Genomic DNA, 13,287 nt, shown 5'->3' with positions numbered 1-13,287 from the left:
CACGATCCGCACCGCCTCCGCCCGCTCCGCAGGCGTGTATTGCACCCTCCTGATCGGCGGCCTCTTCCCACGCTCATCACTCATCTCATCCATCAGGACCAGACTCCACCATCACAGGGGCACCCCATGCCGAAACGTCATGATCTCGCGCGGTTGACCTGTTTTCATCTGGAGGCGCGGCGATGCGATGCACCCTTGCCGCTACGCTCGCCCTGTGGGCCACGTCTTCATCCTCATCTGGGGCATTGCGGCGCTCGGGATGGGCGTGCTCTTCACCTTTCGTCCTGAGATCCCTGCGGACGTGTACATCGCGCAGGCCTCTCATACCCGATTCACGAAGCGGCTGCGTGAGCGCCTCGCTCCGAGAGGCCGGATCCTCGTCTGGTATCGGATCGGCGGAGTGCTGTTCATGGTCCTCGGCGTGATGATGCCGATTCTCGTCTTCACCGGAGTGCTCTCATTCGAAAGCTCCTGACACGGCCGCGGGAGTGCTCATTCGCGATTCAGGACTGCGATGCTTCTCCGCTCGACTCCACGTCGGGCTTCTGCCCCTCGCCCGGAGTCGCCTCGTCGGGATCAGGTTCCGGATCGGTGGTGACGAAGTCGGGATCCGCCCCGACGGCTTCGATCTTCTCCGAGTTCTGGGACTCTCCTGGGTCTGACATGGTCGATTCCTCTCAACGATGGACCCTCATGCTGCTCGCCTCTCGACGCAGGGGCGAGCCCGTTGACAGGAAGGTTCCTCGTGGGGGAGCTCCGGTGAATCAGCCGCCAGGCGCCGACGGGTCGACCGGAGCGCCGTCGCCGTTGTCAGGGATGTCGCCGCGCTCGACCGGCGGCCCCGACGGCAGCTCGGGTACGTCGGAGAAGAGCAGTTCGAGTTCAGCGGCCGATGGCACGTGCACCGCCTGCGCCGCGGTGCGCAGGTCCTCAGCCGGGGCGCCTTGGCCGCTCACCCGGATGAGCACGGCGTCACGGGCCACAACGTACTCGTGCGCGTCGCCCGCCGAACGGTGCCACAGCCCGTCCTCGCCCTCTTCGCAGGTCACGGCTGCGTCATATGTCCCGTCCAGCGGAGTCGCCGTGCAGGTCTCGGCGGTGATCTCTCCGAGCTCGGTGCGGATCGTCAGCATCCCGCCCGTCGCCTCGTTGAACCACGTCGCCGACAAACCGGCAGCGCCGCTCGGGTTGACCGACTGCGCCGCAAGCTCGTACCCATCGACATCGGTCGTGTAGACGAGTTCAGGCGCGATGCCGAGGGAGCGCGCGCTCTCGGCGATCTGCTCGGAACCCGCAGGGGCGCTTCCCCCGGCGCCGGTCGCGCACGCGGACACCGTGACGGCGACAGAGGCCCCGATCGCGATGGCGATCGCCGACCGGAGCGAGGCGTAGAGGCGCACGACGCGATCCTACCTGTCGGGTCCGGGCGGATGTTGGTGAAGTCTCCCCCGACGCACCTCATGTCATCGTCGTTCGAGGACTGTCCGAGATACGACAAAACCCCCGATTTCCCGGGGGTTTCGATCTGTAGCAGGAGCGGGGCTTGAACCCGCGACCTCACGATTATGAGTCGTGCGCTCTGACCAGCTGAGCTACCCTGCCGCATCGCATCCGCATCCGCAGATACGAACACTGTGAGCCCCGAGTCAGGATTGAACTGACGACCCCTTCCTTACCATGGAAGTGCTCTGCCACTGAGCTATCGGGGCGTGCTACCCCTCGCGGGGCAACCAGATGAGACTATCACCTCGACGGGCGTCTCATGAAATCGTGGTCAGCCGAGCGAGTCGCGACCGGCGTTGGCACGCAGCCACGGGAGCGGGTCGATCGTGGATCCGTTGATGATGATCTCGAAGTGCAGGTGAGCACCGAAAGAGTGCCCGGTGTTGCCGGTGTTGCCGACGATGTCGCCGACCTTCACGGTGTCACCCGCGGCGACCTTCAGCGAGCCGTACTGCATGTGCGCGTAGTGGCTTGTGACGACCTGCCCGTCGATCACGTGATCGATGTACACCGTGACGCCGTAACCGCCGCCCTGTTCGGTCGCGATGCGCACCGTGCCGTCGGCGATCGCCTGGATCGGCGCTCCCTCACCCGGCACGAAGTCGATGCCCTGGTGCATGGTGCCCCAGCGCGGCCCGTAGCCCGAGCTCATGCCGACGCCGACCATGAACGGCCACTGGATCGCCGCATCCGGATCATTGCTGAAGACCGAGTCGGAGAACTTGATCCCCTGCTCGGAGGCGACCTCGACGAGAGACACGGTGGAGAAGCCCTCCGACCGTGCCACCGACTCGTTCTGCACATCGGACGAGGTCACGAACGCCTGGATCTCGTCATCCGCTGCCTCCGCTGTCGACGACGGGGCGATCAGGGAGGTCGATGCCACGCTCTGCCCGGACGCGCCGACGAGTGCCTCCGCGGGGAGCGTCATCGAGACAGCGAGAAGACCGGCGACACCCATGACGCCGACGGATGCTCCGAGCGCGAGGATCTTGCGGCCTCGACGCGGCGCCACGTGGGACGAGACCGGCGCGTCATCGGCCGTCTCGGACGACGGCTGCCGCTCGAACGATGCGCCCTGCGCAGAAGACGCGGGCTCGGCGGCGGGAGCCGAGTCATCGGCGATGGGCGTCGTACCGAAAGTGAGCGACGCACGGAGGAAAGGGTCCCCAGGGCGAGGCTGCGGAGTGGTCGCGGAGGCGGCAGTGGCGGTATCCGCGGTCAGCGCCGCGGCGAGCGCGACGGCCTCGGCGACGGTGATCCGCTGACGGACCGCGCGGCGGGACTGCGGCGCGTCGGCGATGGGTGTGTTCGCCTCAGGAGCCGCGGATGCTGCGGTGGGCGCAGCCTCGGAACGGGGTCGGCTGGATCGGCGCGTGGGCGCAGGCACAGCCTGGGGATTCTCGAAGGGCAAGACGTTTCTTTCGGGTCAGTCATCAAGCTCGGGGGCGCTTGACACCCTCATCGGTTCGGGCCGATGAAAGCAACGATCGGGTAGACGCTACCGTGTCCCGCCTGGGAAAGCCATCAATTCGTCACGTTTCATTCTCGAGCAGTCGGCGCAGACGGTCATGGACGTCGCCGCCGGCAGCGATCAGCATCGGCCGCGCCGATGAGGTGTCCAGCCGGCTCACCCGGCCGCCGGCTTCGCTCACGAGCAGAGCTCCGGCGGCGAAGTCCCAGGGCTTGAGGCCACGCTCGAAGTACCCGTCGAGGCGCCCCGCGGCGACGTAGGCGAGGTCGAGCGCTGCCGACCCCGCTCGGCGCAGATCTCTGGCCATGGGCATCACGCGGCGCACCGTGGCGAGGTCGCCGTCGTGCGTCGCCGGGTCGTAGCCGAACCCTGTGGCCAGCAGCGCGCCCGCCGGTGTCTCGGTCGTCGCGCGCAACCGGTTCGGGCCGTGCCAGGCTCCGCCACCGCGACTCGCCGTGAACAGTTCGCCGATCGCCGGGGAGTGGACAGCGGCGGCGAGCCCTTCCCAGCGATCGGGATGCGGTTCTCCGGTGACCGCCGCGATGCTCACGCTGTACGCGGGGATGCCGTAGGCATAGTTGACGGTGCCGTCGATGGGATCGACCACCCACGTGACCCCGGATGTGCCGGCCCCGGCATCCGATTCCTCGCCGATGAATCCGTCGGCGGGTCGCTCGGCGGCGAGGCGGTCGCGGATGAGTTGTTCGACCTCGCGGTCGGCCTCGGTGACGATGTCCGCCAGGCTCGACTTCGTCGCGGCCAGGCGTACCCCTTCATCCCGACGCCTGCGGGCGAGCTCTCCCGCCTCTTCGGCGAGTTCTGCCGCGAGCTCGGCGAGCGCTGCGACGTCTGCAGTCACTGCGGAGGCACCGGGGGTGCGGGAGGGAACGAGCCGGGCACGGGCGGCGCGGGAGCAGGGGATGCCGGCTCTCCGACCGGAGGCGCGACCGGAGGCGCGGGCGGCGCGGCGGGAGCAGGGGGCGCGGCGGCGACCGGCGCCGCGGGAGCGGGCGCAGGGGCCCCAGGAGCGGATGCCTGCGGCGCCGGAGGCTGCGGTGCGTTCATCTGCCCCGGAAGAGCCGGGGCCTGCTGCCCTGCATACTGCTGCCCCGCATACTGCGGCGCCGCATATCCCTGCGGCACGCTCGGATAGCCGGTGTAGAACGCGTTCCAGTCCGGCGATCCGTCCGGGAGCGCGGGCAAGGGCGTGATGCCGTCGGCGTAGGCGGGCCACGAGGTGGGCACGGGTGCCACGGCAGCAGTCGCATATCCGGGTGCCGAGGCCATGCGGTCCTTCTTGGGAGCGAACAGCGCATTCAGCAACGGGATCAGCGTGGTGCCGACCGCCGCGAGGATCGTCAGGGCGACGACGACCCGCCAGTAGATCTCGGGATAGTCGAAGCTCTGCGGGAAGGTGAGGAAGAACACGAGCATGCCGACGAGACCGATGAGGAACACGATCGTCGCGATGTAGATCGTCCGCGTGAGCGGCGTGACGTAACGGGCCGCCGCCGGTGTGAACAGCCGCACGTGCAGCAGTGCGAGCTGCAGAATGCCGATCACCAGCAGCAGCTGGAAGAACCGCTCCCCCGCACTGAAGAACATGCCGTCCTCGGGCAGCCAGATCTTGAACAGGCCGACGATGAGTCCGACGATCCACGACACCATGCTCGCGAGCGCGAGCCAGTCCGGACGGTTCGGCGCGAGTCCTGCGTCGAGGATCACGATGCCGGCGAAAGCAGCGAGCAGGACGATCGTCAGGAACGCACGGCCGATCAGGCCGTTCTGGTCGCCGATCAGCACCCAGACGACGCACACGAGGGCGGCGGCGATGAGCGCGCCGATCGCGATCCAGATCGATCCGCGGATCAGTAGGGACAGGTTCTTCTTCGACGCGGGCTGCACCGACTCCGGTTGCGACATGACGATCCTCTCGATGAGCGGCTGTGCTGACATCCTTGCACGAGGGCGCCGACACCGCCGGTCCAGCCGGCGGATCAGTGCGGCAGCGTCATCTCGGGCGACGAGCGGATGCTGCGGCGAACGCGGCGATCCGCGCCTGAGCATCCGCGGTCTCCCTCGCCGCACCGATCGTCCTGGCCTCGTCGGCGAGCTGCTCGGCGAACGGGCGCTCCGGCTGCGCGCGCACCAGACGCTTGGCCTGCCCGTACGCGGCAGCGGCTCCCGCCAGCCAGAAGCGGGCGATCTCCTCCGCGCGGGCGCGGACGGCCTCGGCTTCGGCATCCGCATCGGCGCCGTCCACGGACTCCGCCGCGAGTCCCCAGTCGATCGCCTCCGCCGCGTCGAGCAGACGGTCCTGCAGCACCAGCTGCAGAGCGCGACGCTGTCCGACGGCGCGGGCGAGCTGCGCCGACACGGAGAGATCGGGCGTGAGGCCGATGTTCGCGTACAGGCTGCCGATCTTCGACCGCGAGCCGATCACCGCATAGTCGCTCGAGAGCAGAATGCCGAGCCCTCCTCCTGCCGTCGTGCCGTGCGCCGCCGCCACGACGGGCACCGACGACTCGGTCAGCGAGCGGATGCCGGAGTTGATGACCTCGGCGAGCGCGGTGATCGCTTCACCTCCGCCTCCCGTCTGCGCCATCTCGATCACGTCGCCTCCGGCGCAGAAGGCAGGACCTGCGGCATCCAACAGGATCACATCGACGTCGGTTCGCGACACCGCCTCCGCCGTCGCGTCGCGCCAGGCGTGCGCCAGGTCGGCGTTGAAAGCGTTGAGCCGGGCGGGACGATTCAGCGTGAGCCGAGCCATCCCTTCGTCGACCGAGAGCAGGATGGCATCGTTCATGGCTTCTCCTTCGAGCACAGACGGATGCCTCCAGCGTAATCGGGTCAGCCGTGCTCCCAGACGCGGCTGACGAAGGCCTCCATGCGCCGACGGGTGCCGTCGAGACGGAAGTCGACCTGCCCCGCCGCGAGCACCTCGTTCGGAGCGAGCGGATGCGCGAGGCGCACGCTCTCATGGCACGAGAGGTCCGCGCAGATGTAGGTTCCGACAGAATCGCCGCGCTGCCCGGCGTCGCCCGATCGGCGCGCCGAGAACATGGCGACCTGATTGCCGGGTTGCATGGTGCGACAGATGTTGCACATGCCCGAGCGTGTGCGCCCCGGTTCCGACACCCTGAGCACGACTCCCCTGACCTCGCCGTCGTGCTGGATCAGCACGTAGCCGCGCTTACCCGCGCTCGGATCCCGCCACGCGAAGAAATCGAGGTAGTCCCAGTCGACGAGGACGAAATCGTGCGGCATCTCCATCACCCGCAGTTCGTCGGCATCCGCATTGACGAACGAGGCACGGACATCGGCTTCGGTCAGTGCTCGCATCGTTCCAGTCTAGGCAGATCGGATGCCGCGGATCCCGCTGCCGCCTCGGTCGTCGACTCGTGCGGGCGGCTCGTACGTCACCGGCGGATGCCGTCGATCTCGGCATGCCTGAGCGCGCGCAGCAGGTGCGTGGAGACGAGCCCGTCGTCTCGGACCGAGGCCGAGTGGATGGCGGCGATGCCTGCGACGGTCGGACGCACGTTTCCGTCGACGCGGCGTGCCAGGCTCATCTCGACCAGGGCCTCCACCCGGCGGGCGCGGCGGGGTGCGCCGAGGATGCCGCCGATTCCCGCGGTCAGAAGAGCGCGTTCGCTGAGGGGTTCGAGGCGGTCGAGCTCGTGCGCGACGATCTGGCGCAACACTGCGCGGACGCTCGCCGACAGATGCGCTCCTCGGTGTTCCCCACGCAGCAGCTCATCATCGATGCTGACGTCGAGCGCGGCCCGTCGATCGAGGCGTCCTCGGTTCGGCACGACCGACACGTGCGAAGCGCGCACGGACGGATCGAAGGTGGTCATACTCCTTGAGACGCAGGAGAGAGCGATTCATTACGCGATTTCAGCACGTGCGCGTCCTTTCCTCACGCCAATCAGTGCGGCTCTCGTCTGCAGCCGTGACTGCTGCACCACGTCGTATCCCTGTCGGTGACGAACTCGATGCCCTGATGCGGCTGTACGGGTATCGCTTCACCCGCACCGGTGGCGTCGCCGGCGCGGCGGCGACGAGCGCCGCAGAGGATGTGCGTCTGGTCGAGTCGGCGGGGTGGCCGATTCGCACGCCGGAGCATCTCACGTCCGTCGAGATCTTCGAGCGGTCGATCGCCGCCGTGTCGACGCTCGACGAGTTCGCCGAGGCGTGGTCGGGCGGGCCGAGGTCGGACGTCACTCCGCCCCTGTCCGGCTGGCGCGGCGGTGTGGACGAGAGTCGTGCGGAATGGTTGCTCGGGGTGTGAATCCCCCGGTGGAAAGAGTAAGAGCCCGGCCGATGGCCGGGCTCTTACTCGTGAGTGTCCTGAGACAAAAATGGTGGCGAGTGAGGGATTCGAACCCCCGAAGTCGAAGACGGCTGATTTACAGTCAGATCCCTTTGGCCGCTTGGGTAACTCGCCATTGCACACCCGCCCGACTTCGACAGCCAACCGGGGGCACGAGTGTCAAGCATACTCGTTTCCGGCGGGCACGAGAAATCGAGGCGTCAGCTGCCGTGCACACCCCGTTCGGACTCCGCGAGCGACTCCGGCGTGCGTAGCAGTCCGCCCTCTGCCCGGCACGTCGCGGCGGCGACGGCCATCGCCCGTGTCAGCAACTCCGACCAGTCCTGCTCGCCCGTCACCAGCCCCGCTGCGACCGCCGCGAGCGTCGCATCGCCCGCCCCGACAGTGTCGACGATCCGCCCCGGCAGCTCGGCGATCGGAGCACTGACGAGCCCGGCATCCGACTCCAGCACCGCCCCGTCGGACCCCGCCGTCGCGAGAACCGCCTCGGCACCGAGATCACGCAGCCGCGCGCGCAGCGCCCCCAGATCGCCGTCGTACAGCAGCGCCGCGTCATCGGCGCCGACCTTGACGATCGCCGCCCCTGGCACGACCCGCTCGAAGCCCTGAACGAAGAGCTCGCGATCACTCAGCATCCCGGAGCGCGGATTCGGATCGATCGCCAGACGGGCGTCGCCGAGCGCGGCGACGAACGCATCGACCTCGGCCGGCACGTCGAACGGGAAGCAGCTGACGACCACGAGATCGGCGTCCGCGATCGCCGTACGCGCCTCGTCGGAATAGCGGATGCTGCGCCGCTGAGCAGCCTCGTTGAACACGTACTCGGGCTCACCGGCGGCCGAGCGCGTCACGATCGCGCGCGACGACCCGTGCGGCGCCTCGCTCTCGACGAGCCGGACGTCGTGATCAGCGAGGTACTCGCGGATGTGCGCCCCGGGCACATCGTCTCCGACCATCGCGATCAGTGTGGTCGCGACGCCCAGCCGCCGCAGCCCGACTGCCACGTTCAACGCCGCTCCCCCGACCAGCTCGCGCACCCCTCCGCCCTCTCTGATCTCGTCGATCAACGCATCCCCGATCACGACGGCGTTCCTGGATGCGGAAGAATCTTCACTCATCCCGCCGACGATACCCGTCTCGGAATGCGAGGAACACCCGACATGCGCTGTCATCCGAGAGCCCTCTGGCGATACGGTGTGGCCATGAAGCCTCGACTCGTCACCACCGCGACAGCGCTGCTCCTCCTCGCCGTCCTCACCGGCTGCACCCCGGTGGACGGCGGCGGGGAGAACGGCGGCGGAACGAGCGAGAGCAGCCCTGCGGCGAGTTCGACGCCCTCGGAGTCGAGCACGCCCACGGCATCCCCCACGCAGACTCCCACGTCGACTGCCGCAGCGCTCCCCACGGACTGTCGGGCGATCCTGTCCGCCGACGTGCTGACGCAGCTCGAGGGCATCCCCCTCAACGATGCCGCCTTCGGGCCGTCCGGCGTCGGCCCCGAAGGCACGCTCACCTGCATCTGGGCCGACCCCGGAGCCGACACCACGAGCCTCACGACGACGATCTCGCGCATGAATCGGGGGCCGGCGCTCGACCTGCTCAACGGCCTCGTGGCGAACGAGGGTTACACCTGCTTCACACCTGCCGGTGGCACCCGCTGCGAGAAGACCTGGCAGAACGCGCAGTATCCGGTCACCGACGGGCGCACCCTGTTCTGGCGCGACGATGTGCTCATCGATACGCGCTACTCGAACCTCGCCCCGAGCGGTTACACCTCGAGCATCATCGCGAGCCTCTTCGACTAGACGCCGCGCGACGTCGAGTTCACGTGCTCTCGACGAACGCACGGCCTTTTCACCTCAGCATCCGGTGCACTCGGCGAGTGCACGTGAAGTCGACGCGGCGCGCAACGCGGGCCCCGCGCGCGCGAAGAAGGCCCCGGGCAGATGCCCGGGGCCTTCTCACTCAGGAACTCAATGTATCGACTCGCTCGCGCTACGCGCGTGCTCGCTCAATCTTGACCCGCGAGCGGGTCAATTGTAGGTGCCCGGCGTGATGTCGTCCGTCGAGAACGCGTCGAAGTCGACGTAACCGAAGTCGCCGTCGGCGTACGCACCGTCGGATGCGAAGATCCGGTTCGGGTAGCGCTCGCTCTTGGCCTCCTCCGTCGCCTCGACCGTGACGTCGCGGTACTTCGAGAGTCCGGTTCCGGCGGGGATGAGCTTTCCGATGATGACGTTCTCCTTGAGACCGACCAGCGGGTCGCGCTTGCCCTCCATGGCGGCCTGCGTGAGCACGCGGGTCGTCTCCTGGAAGGACGCGGCCGACAGCCACGACTCGGTCGCGAGCGACGCCTTCGTGATACCCATCAGCTCCGGACGACCCGACGCGGGGCGCTTGCCCTCTGCCACGGCCTCGCGGTTGATCTGCTGGTAGCGCTTCAGGTCGACCATCTCACCCGGCAGCAGCGTCGTGTCGGCGTGGTCGACGACCGTCACCTTGCGCAGCATCTGACGGACGATGACCTCGATGTGCTTGTCGTGGATCGGCACACCCTGCGAGCGGTAGACGCCCTGCACGCCGCCGACGAGGTACCTCTGCACCTCGCGGGCACCCATGACACGCATGACCTCCTTGGGGTCGAGCGTGCCGACCTGCAGAGGCTGGCCGACGGAGACGTGCTGGCCGTCCTCGACGAGAAGCGTCGCACGCTTCAGCACCGGGTAGATGACCGGCTCGTCGCCGTTGTCGGGCGTGAGGATGACCTTCTTGGCCTTGTCGGTCTCGTCGATCGTGATGCGGCCGTCGGCCTCGGCGATCGGCGATGCACCCTTGGGGGTACGCGCCTCGAAGAGCTCCTGCACACGGGGAAGACCCTGCGTGATGTCACCGGCGGATGCGAGGTGGAAGGTACGCATCGTCAGCTGGGTACCGGGCTCACCGATCGACTGGGCCGCGATGATGCCGACGGCCTCACCGATGTCCACCGTCTTGCCGGTGGCCAGCGAACGGCCGTAGCACTGCGCGCAGACACCGACGGCGGAGTCGCAGGTCAGGACCGAGCGCACCTTGATGCTCTCGACGCCGAGCTCGACCAGCTTGTCGATGAGCACGTCGCCCACGTCGTCACCGGCGGAGGCGACGACCTCGCCCTTGCTGTCGACCACGTCGGAGGCCAGCGTGCGGGCGAACACCGAGTTCTCGACGTTCGCGTCACGGACCAGCACACCCTGCGAGTCGACAGCGGCGATCGGGAGCTCGAGGCCCTTCGACGTGCCGCAGTCGTCTTCGCGGATGATGACGTCCTGCGAGACGTCCACCAGACGACGGGTCAGGTAACCCGAGTCGGCGGTACGCAGAGCGGTGTCGGCCAGACCCTTACGGGTACCGTGCGTCGCGATGAAGTACTCGGCCACCGACAGGCCCTCGCGGTACGAGGAGATGATCGGACGCGGGATGAACTCACCCTTGGTGTTGTTCACCAGACCACGCATACCCGCGATGTTACGGATCTGCAGCCAGTTACCACGGGCACCCGACGACACCATGCGGTTGATGGTGTTGTCGTCCGGGAAGTTGGCCTTCATGGCCTCCTGGACCTCGTCGGTCGCCTTGCTCCAGATCTCGATGAGCTCGCGGCGACGCTCGGCGTCGGTGGCGAGACCCATGTCGTACTGGGACTGGACCTTCTCGGCCTGCTTCTCGTACTCGGCGACGATCTCGGCCTTGTTCGGAGGCGTGATGACGTCGCTGAGCGCGACGGTCACACCCGAACGCGTGGCCCAGTAGAAGCCGGCGTCCTTGATACGGTCCAGCGACGCAGCGGTCTCGACCTTGGGGTATTCCTCGGCCAGCTTGTTGACGATCTGCGACAGCTTGTTCTTGTCGGCCTGCTCGCGGACGAACGGGTAGCCCTTGGGCAGCGTGTCGTTGAAGATCGCCTGTCCGAGCGACGCGTCGACGAGGCCGTGGCTCTCGTAGCCCTCGGGGGCTTCGCCCTCGAGGAACGTCAGACCGGGGATGCGGATGCGGACCTTCGCCTGCAGGTCGAGGGTGCCCTCGTCCTTGGCCAGGATGGCCTCGCCGACCGAACCGAACGCACGGCCCTCACCGGCAGCGCCCTCCTTGACCGTGGTCAGGTGGTGCAGACCGATGATCATGTCCTGCGAGGGCAGGGTCACCGGGCGGCCGTCCGACGGCTTCAGGATGTTGTTCGAGGCGAGCATGAGCACGCGGGCCTCGGCCTGAGCCTCGACCGAGAGCGGCAGGTGCACGGCCATCTGGTCACCGTCGAAGTCGGCATTGAACGCCGCGCAGACGAGCGGGTGGAGCTGGATGGCCTTGCCCTCGACGAGCTGCGGCTCGAACGCCTGGATGCCGAGACGGTGCAGGGTGGGTGCACGGTTCAGCAGCACCGGACGCTCGCGGATGATCTCCTCGAGCACGTCCCAGACCTCGGGACGGGTGCGCTCGACGGCGCGCTTGGCGGCCTTGATGTTCTGCGAGTGGCCCAGGTCGATCAGGCGCTTGATGACGAACGGCTTGAAGAGCTCCAGAGCCATCTGCTTGGGCAGACCGCACTGGTGCAGCTTCAGCTGCGGGCCGACGATGATGACCGAACGGCCGGAGTAGTCGACGCGCTTGCCGAGCAGGTTCTGACGGAAGCGACCCTGCTTGCCCTTCAGCATGTCGCTGAGGGACTTCAGGGCGCGGTTGCCCGTACCGGTGACGGGACGACCGCGACGACCGTTGTCGAACAGGGCGTCGACGGCCTCCTGCAGCATCCGCTTCTCGTTGTTGACGATGATCTCGGGCGCACCCAGATCGATCAGACGACGAAGACGGTTGTTGCGGTTGATCACACGACGGTAGAGGTCGTTGAGGTCGGAGGTCGCGAAACGACCACCGTCGAGCTGCACCATCGGACGCAGCTCCGGCGGGATCACCGGCACGACGTCGAGGACCATCGCGGCCGGGCTCATGCCGGTCTCGAGGAACGAGCTGACGACCTTCAGGCGCTTGATCGCGCGGATCTTGCGCTGACCCTTGCCCTCGGAGATCTGCAGACGCAGGCTCTCGGCCTCGGCTGCGAGGTCGAAGGCCGCGAGGCGACGCTGGATCGACTCCGCACCCATGTAGGCCTCGAAGTACTGACCGAAGCGGTCCTGCAGCTCGTGGAAGACGTCGTCCTCGGGGCGGAGGGCGCCCACCTCGAGCGTGCGGAAGTCCTCCCACACGCGCTCGAGCTTGGCGATCGCCTCGTCGGCACCCTTGCGGATGAGCGACATCTCCTTCTCGGCGGCGTCCTTGACCTTCTTCTTCTGGTCGGCCTTGGCGCCTTCGGCCTCGAGGGCAGCGAGCTCCTCCTCCAGCTTGGCGAGGCGCTCTGCGATCTTCGAGTCACGACGATCGCTGAGCGTCTTCAGCTCGAGGCGGATGTTGTTCTCCTGCGTGCCGAGGTCGCGGTGACGAGCATCCTCGTCGACCGAGATGACCATGTAGGCGGCGAAGTAGATGACCTTCTCGAGGTCCTTCGGCGCCATGTCGAGCAGGTAGCCGAGACGCGAGGGGACACCCTTGAAGTACCAGATGTGGGTGACCGGAGCGGCGAGCTCGATGTGACCCATGCGCTCACGACGGACGGAGCTCTTGGTGACCTCCACGCCGCAGCGCTCGCAGACGATGCCCTTGAAGCGGACGCGCTTGTACTTGCCGCAGGCGCACTCCCAGTCGCGGGACGGTCCGAAGATCTGTTCTCCGAAGAGACCGTCCTTCTCGGGCTTCAGGGTGCGGTAGTTGATGGTTTCGGGCTTCTTGACCTCGCCGTAGGACCACGCGCGGATGTGGTCTGCGGTCGCCAGGCCGATGCGAAGCTCATCGAAAGTGTTGGACTCGAGCACTAGTTCTCCTGTGTCGGAAATTCTTGTTGAGAAGTCTGGCTTCGACAGGGCTGAGAGTGGACCCGGCCCTG

Annotated in this window: 13 protein-coding genes and 3 tRNA genes; 3 read left to right on the top strand and 13 right to left on the bottom strand. The window is 67.5% G+C overall.

The genetic code is table 11. From position 1 onward, the window contains the following. Positions 1 to 214: 214 nt before the first annotated feature. Positions 215 to 475: a hypothetical protein gene (locus tag ACI3KS_RS16250; protein WP_404919581.1), complete on the top strand. Its 261-nt coding sequence runs from the start codon at positions 215 to 217 to the stop codon at positions 473 to 475. A gap of 28 nt (positions 476 to 503) precedes the next feature. Here ACI3KS_RS16250 and ACI3KS_RS16245 read toward each other — a convergent pair whose 3' ends face one another. The 10 genes from ACI3KS_RS16245 to ACI3KS_RS16200 form a co-directional block, all read right to left on the bottom strand. Further along, positions 504 to 665, bottom strand: coding sequence for a hypothetical protein (locus ACI3KS_RS16245; protein WP_404919580.1), 162 nt, complete (start codon positions 663 to 665; stop codon positions 504 to 506). 99 nt (positions 666 to 764) lie between these two features. Then, the gene (locus tag ACI3KS_RS16240) at positions 765 to 1,400 is read right to left on the bottom strand and encodes a hypothetical protein (protein ID WP_404919579.1); all 636 of its coding nucleotides are present in this window, start codon (positions 1,398 to 1,400) and stop codon (positions 765 to 767) included. A gap of 128 nt (positions 1,401 to 1,528) precedes the next feature. Then, positions 1,529 to 1,602 (bottom strand) — tRNA-Met (locus tag ACI3KS_RS16235). 35 nt (positions 1,603 to 1,637) lie between these two features. Further along, positions 1,638 to 1,709: transfer RNA gene (locus ACI3KS_RS16230), tRNA-Thr, on the bottom strand. Between the two features lie 65 nt (positions 1,710 to 1,774). Next, positions 1,775 to 2,893 (bottom strand): M23 family metallopeptidase, encoded by a 1,119-nt coding sequence (locus tag ACI3KS_RS16225; protein ID WP_404919578.1) that lies wholly within the window; start codon positions 2,891 to 2,893, stop codon positions 1,775 to 1,777. A gap of 145 nt (positions 2,894 to 3,038) precedes the next feature. Further along, positions 3,039 to 3,836, bottom strand: a complete 798-nt coding sequence (locus ACI3KS_RS16220; protein WP_404919577.1) for an inositol monophosphatase family protein — start codon at positions 3,834 to 3,836, stop codon at positions 3,039 to 3,041. After that, on the bottom strand, positions 3,833 to 4,900 hold the full coding sequence (locus ACI3KS_RS16215; protein ID WP_404919576.1) for a hypothetical protein: 1,068 nt from the start codon (positions 4,898 to 4,900) through the stop codon (positions 3,833 to 3,835). The genes ACI3KS_RS16220 and ACI3KS_RS16215 overlap by 4 nt, the downstream gene beginning before the upstream one ends. Positions 4,901 to 4,988: 88 nt before the next feature. After that, the gene (locus ACI3KS_RS16210) at positions 4,989 to 5,786 is read right to left on the bottom strand and encodes an enoyl-CoA hydratase/isomerase family protein (protein ID WP_404919575.1); all 798 of its coding nucleotides are present in this window, start codon (positions 5,784 to 5,786) and stop codon (positions 4,989 to 4,991) included. A 44-nt stretch (positions 5,787 to 5,830) separates the two neighbouring features. After that, complete coding sequence (locus ACI3KS_RS16205; protein ID WP_404919574.1) at positions 5,831 to 6,322, bottom strand: FBP domain-containing protein; 492 nt, start codon at positions 6,320 to 6,322, stop codon at positions 5,831 to 5,833. A 77-nt stretch (positions 6,323 to 6,399) separates the two neighbouring features. After that, complete coding sequence (locus ACI3KS_RS16200) at positions 6,400 to 6,840, bottom strand: hypothetical protein (RefSeq protein WP_404919573.1); 441 nt, start codon at positions 6,838 to 6,840, stop codon at positions 6,400 to 6,402. A gap of 95 nt (positions 6,841 to 6,935) precedes the next feature. Here ACI3KS_RS16200 and ACI3KS_RS16195 point away from each other — a divergent pair, with 95 nt between their 5' ends. Next, positions 6,936 to 7,274 carry a hypothetical protein gene (locus ACI3KS_RS16195; RefSeq protein ID WP_404919572.1) on the top strand — a complete coding sequence of 113 codons (339 nt, stop codon included), beginning with the start codon at positions 6,936 to 6,938 and terminating at the stop codon, positions 7,272 to 7,274. Positions 7,275 to 7,345: 71 nt separating this feature from the next. On the opposite strand, the gene ACI3KS_RS16190 is transcribed toward ACI3KS_RS16195, so the two are convergent. Together ACI3KS_RS16190 and ACI3KS_RS16185 are read right to left on the bottom strand one after the other, a co-directional pair. Then, positions 7,346 to 7,430: transfer RNA gene (locus ACI3KS_RS16190), tRNA-Tyr, on the bottom strand. An 86-nt stretch (positions 7,431 to 7,516) separates the two neighbouring features. Further along, complete coding sequence (locus ACI3KS_RS16185) at positions 7,517 to 8,434, bottom strand: carbohydrate kinase family protein (protein ID WP_404919571.1); 918 nt, start codon at positions 8,432 to 8,434, stop codon at positions 7,517 to 7,519. Between the two features lie 84 nt (positions 8,435 to 8,518). Between ACI3KS_RS16185 and ACI3KS_RS16180 the strand changes: the two genes are divergently transcribed. Further along, complete coding sequence (locus tag ACI3KS_RS16180; protein WP_404919570.1) at positions 8,519 to 9,121, top strand: hypothetical protein; 603 nt, start codon at positions 8,519 to 8,521, stop codon at positions 9,119 to 9,121. 228 nt (positions 9,122 to 9,349) lie between these two features. On the opposite strand, the gene rpoC is transcribed toward ACI3KS_RS16180, so the two are convergent. Next, positions 9,350 to 13,216 (bottom strand): DNA-directed RNA polymerase subunit beta', encoded by a 3,867-nt coding sequence (rpoC, locus tag ACI3KS_RS16175; protein ID WP_404919569.1) that lies wholly within the window; start codon positions 13,214 to 13,216, stop codon positions 9,350 to 9,352. Between the last annotated feature and the right edge of the window lie 71 nt (positions 13,217 to 13,287).

The organism is Microbacterium sp. ZW T5_45 (assembly GCF_044987415.1).
In the GTDB taxonomy this organism is placed as follows: Bacteria; Actinomycetota; Actinomycetes; order Actinomycetales; family Microbacteriaceae; genus Microbacterium.
Note: the sequence above shows the minus strand (reverse complement) of the source record. Positions and strands in the feature narration are given on the sequence as shown.

Excerpts from the sequence above, each read along its gene's own strand:
- ACI3KS_RS16245 (WP_404919580.1), bottom strand. The coding sequence starts at position 665 with ATGTCAGACCCAGGAGAGTCCCAGAACTCGGAGAAGATCGAAGCCGTC.
- ACI3KS_RS16215 (WP_404919576.1), bottom strand. The coding sequence starts at position 4,900 with ATGTCGCAACCGGAGTCGGTGCAGCCCGCGTCGAAGAAGAACCTGTCC.
- ACI3KS_RS16210 (WP_404919575.1), bottom strand. The coding sequence starts at position 5,786 with ATGAACGATGCCATCCTGCTCTCGGTCGACGAAGGGATGGCTCGGCTC.
- ACI3KS_RS16205 (WP_404919574.1), bottom strand. The coding sequence starts at position 6,322 with ATGCGAGCACTGACCGAAGCCGATGTCCGTGCCTCGTTCGTCAATGCG.
- ACI3KS_RS16200 (WP_404919573.1), bottom strand. The coding sequence starts at position 6,840 with ATGACCACCTTCGATCCGTCCGTGCGCGCTTCGCACGTGTCGGTCGTG.
- ACI3KS_RS16185 (WP_404919571.1), bottom strand. The coding sequence starts at position 8,434 with ATGAGTGAAGATTCTTCCGCATCCAGGAACGCCGTCGTGATCGGGGAT.
- ACI3KS_RS16180 (WP_404919570.1), top strand. The coding sequence starts at position 8,519 with ATGAAGCCTCGACTCGTCACCACCGCGACAGCGCTGCTCCTCCTCGCC.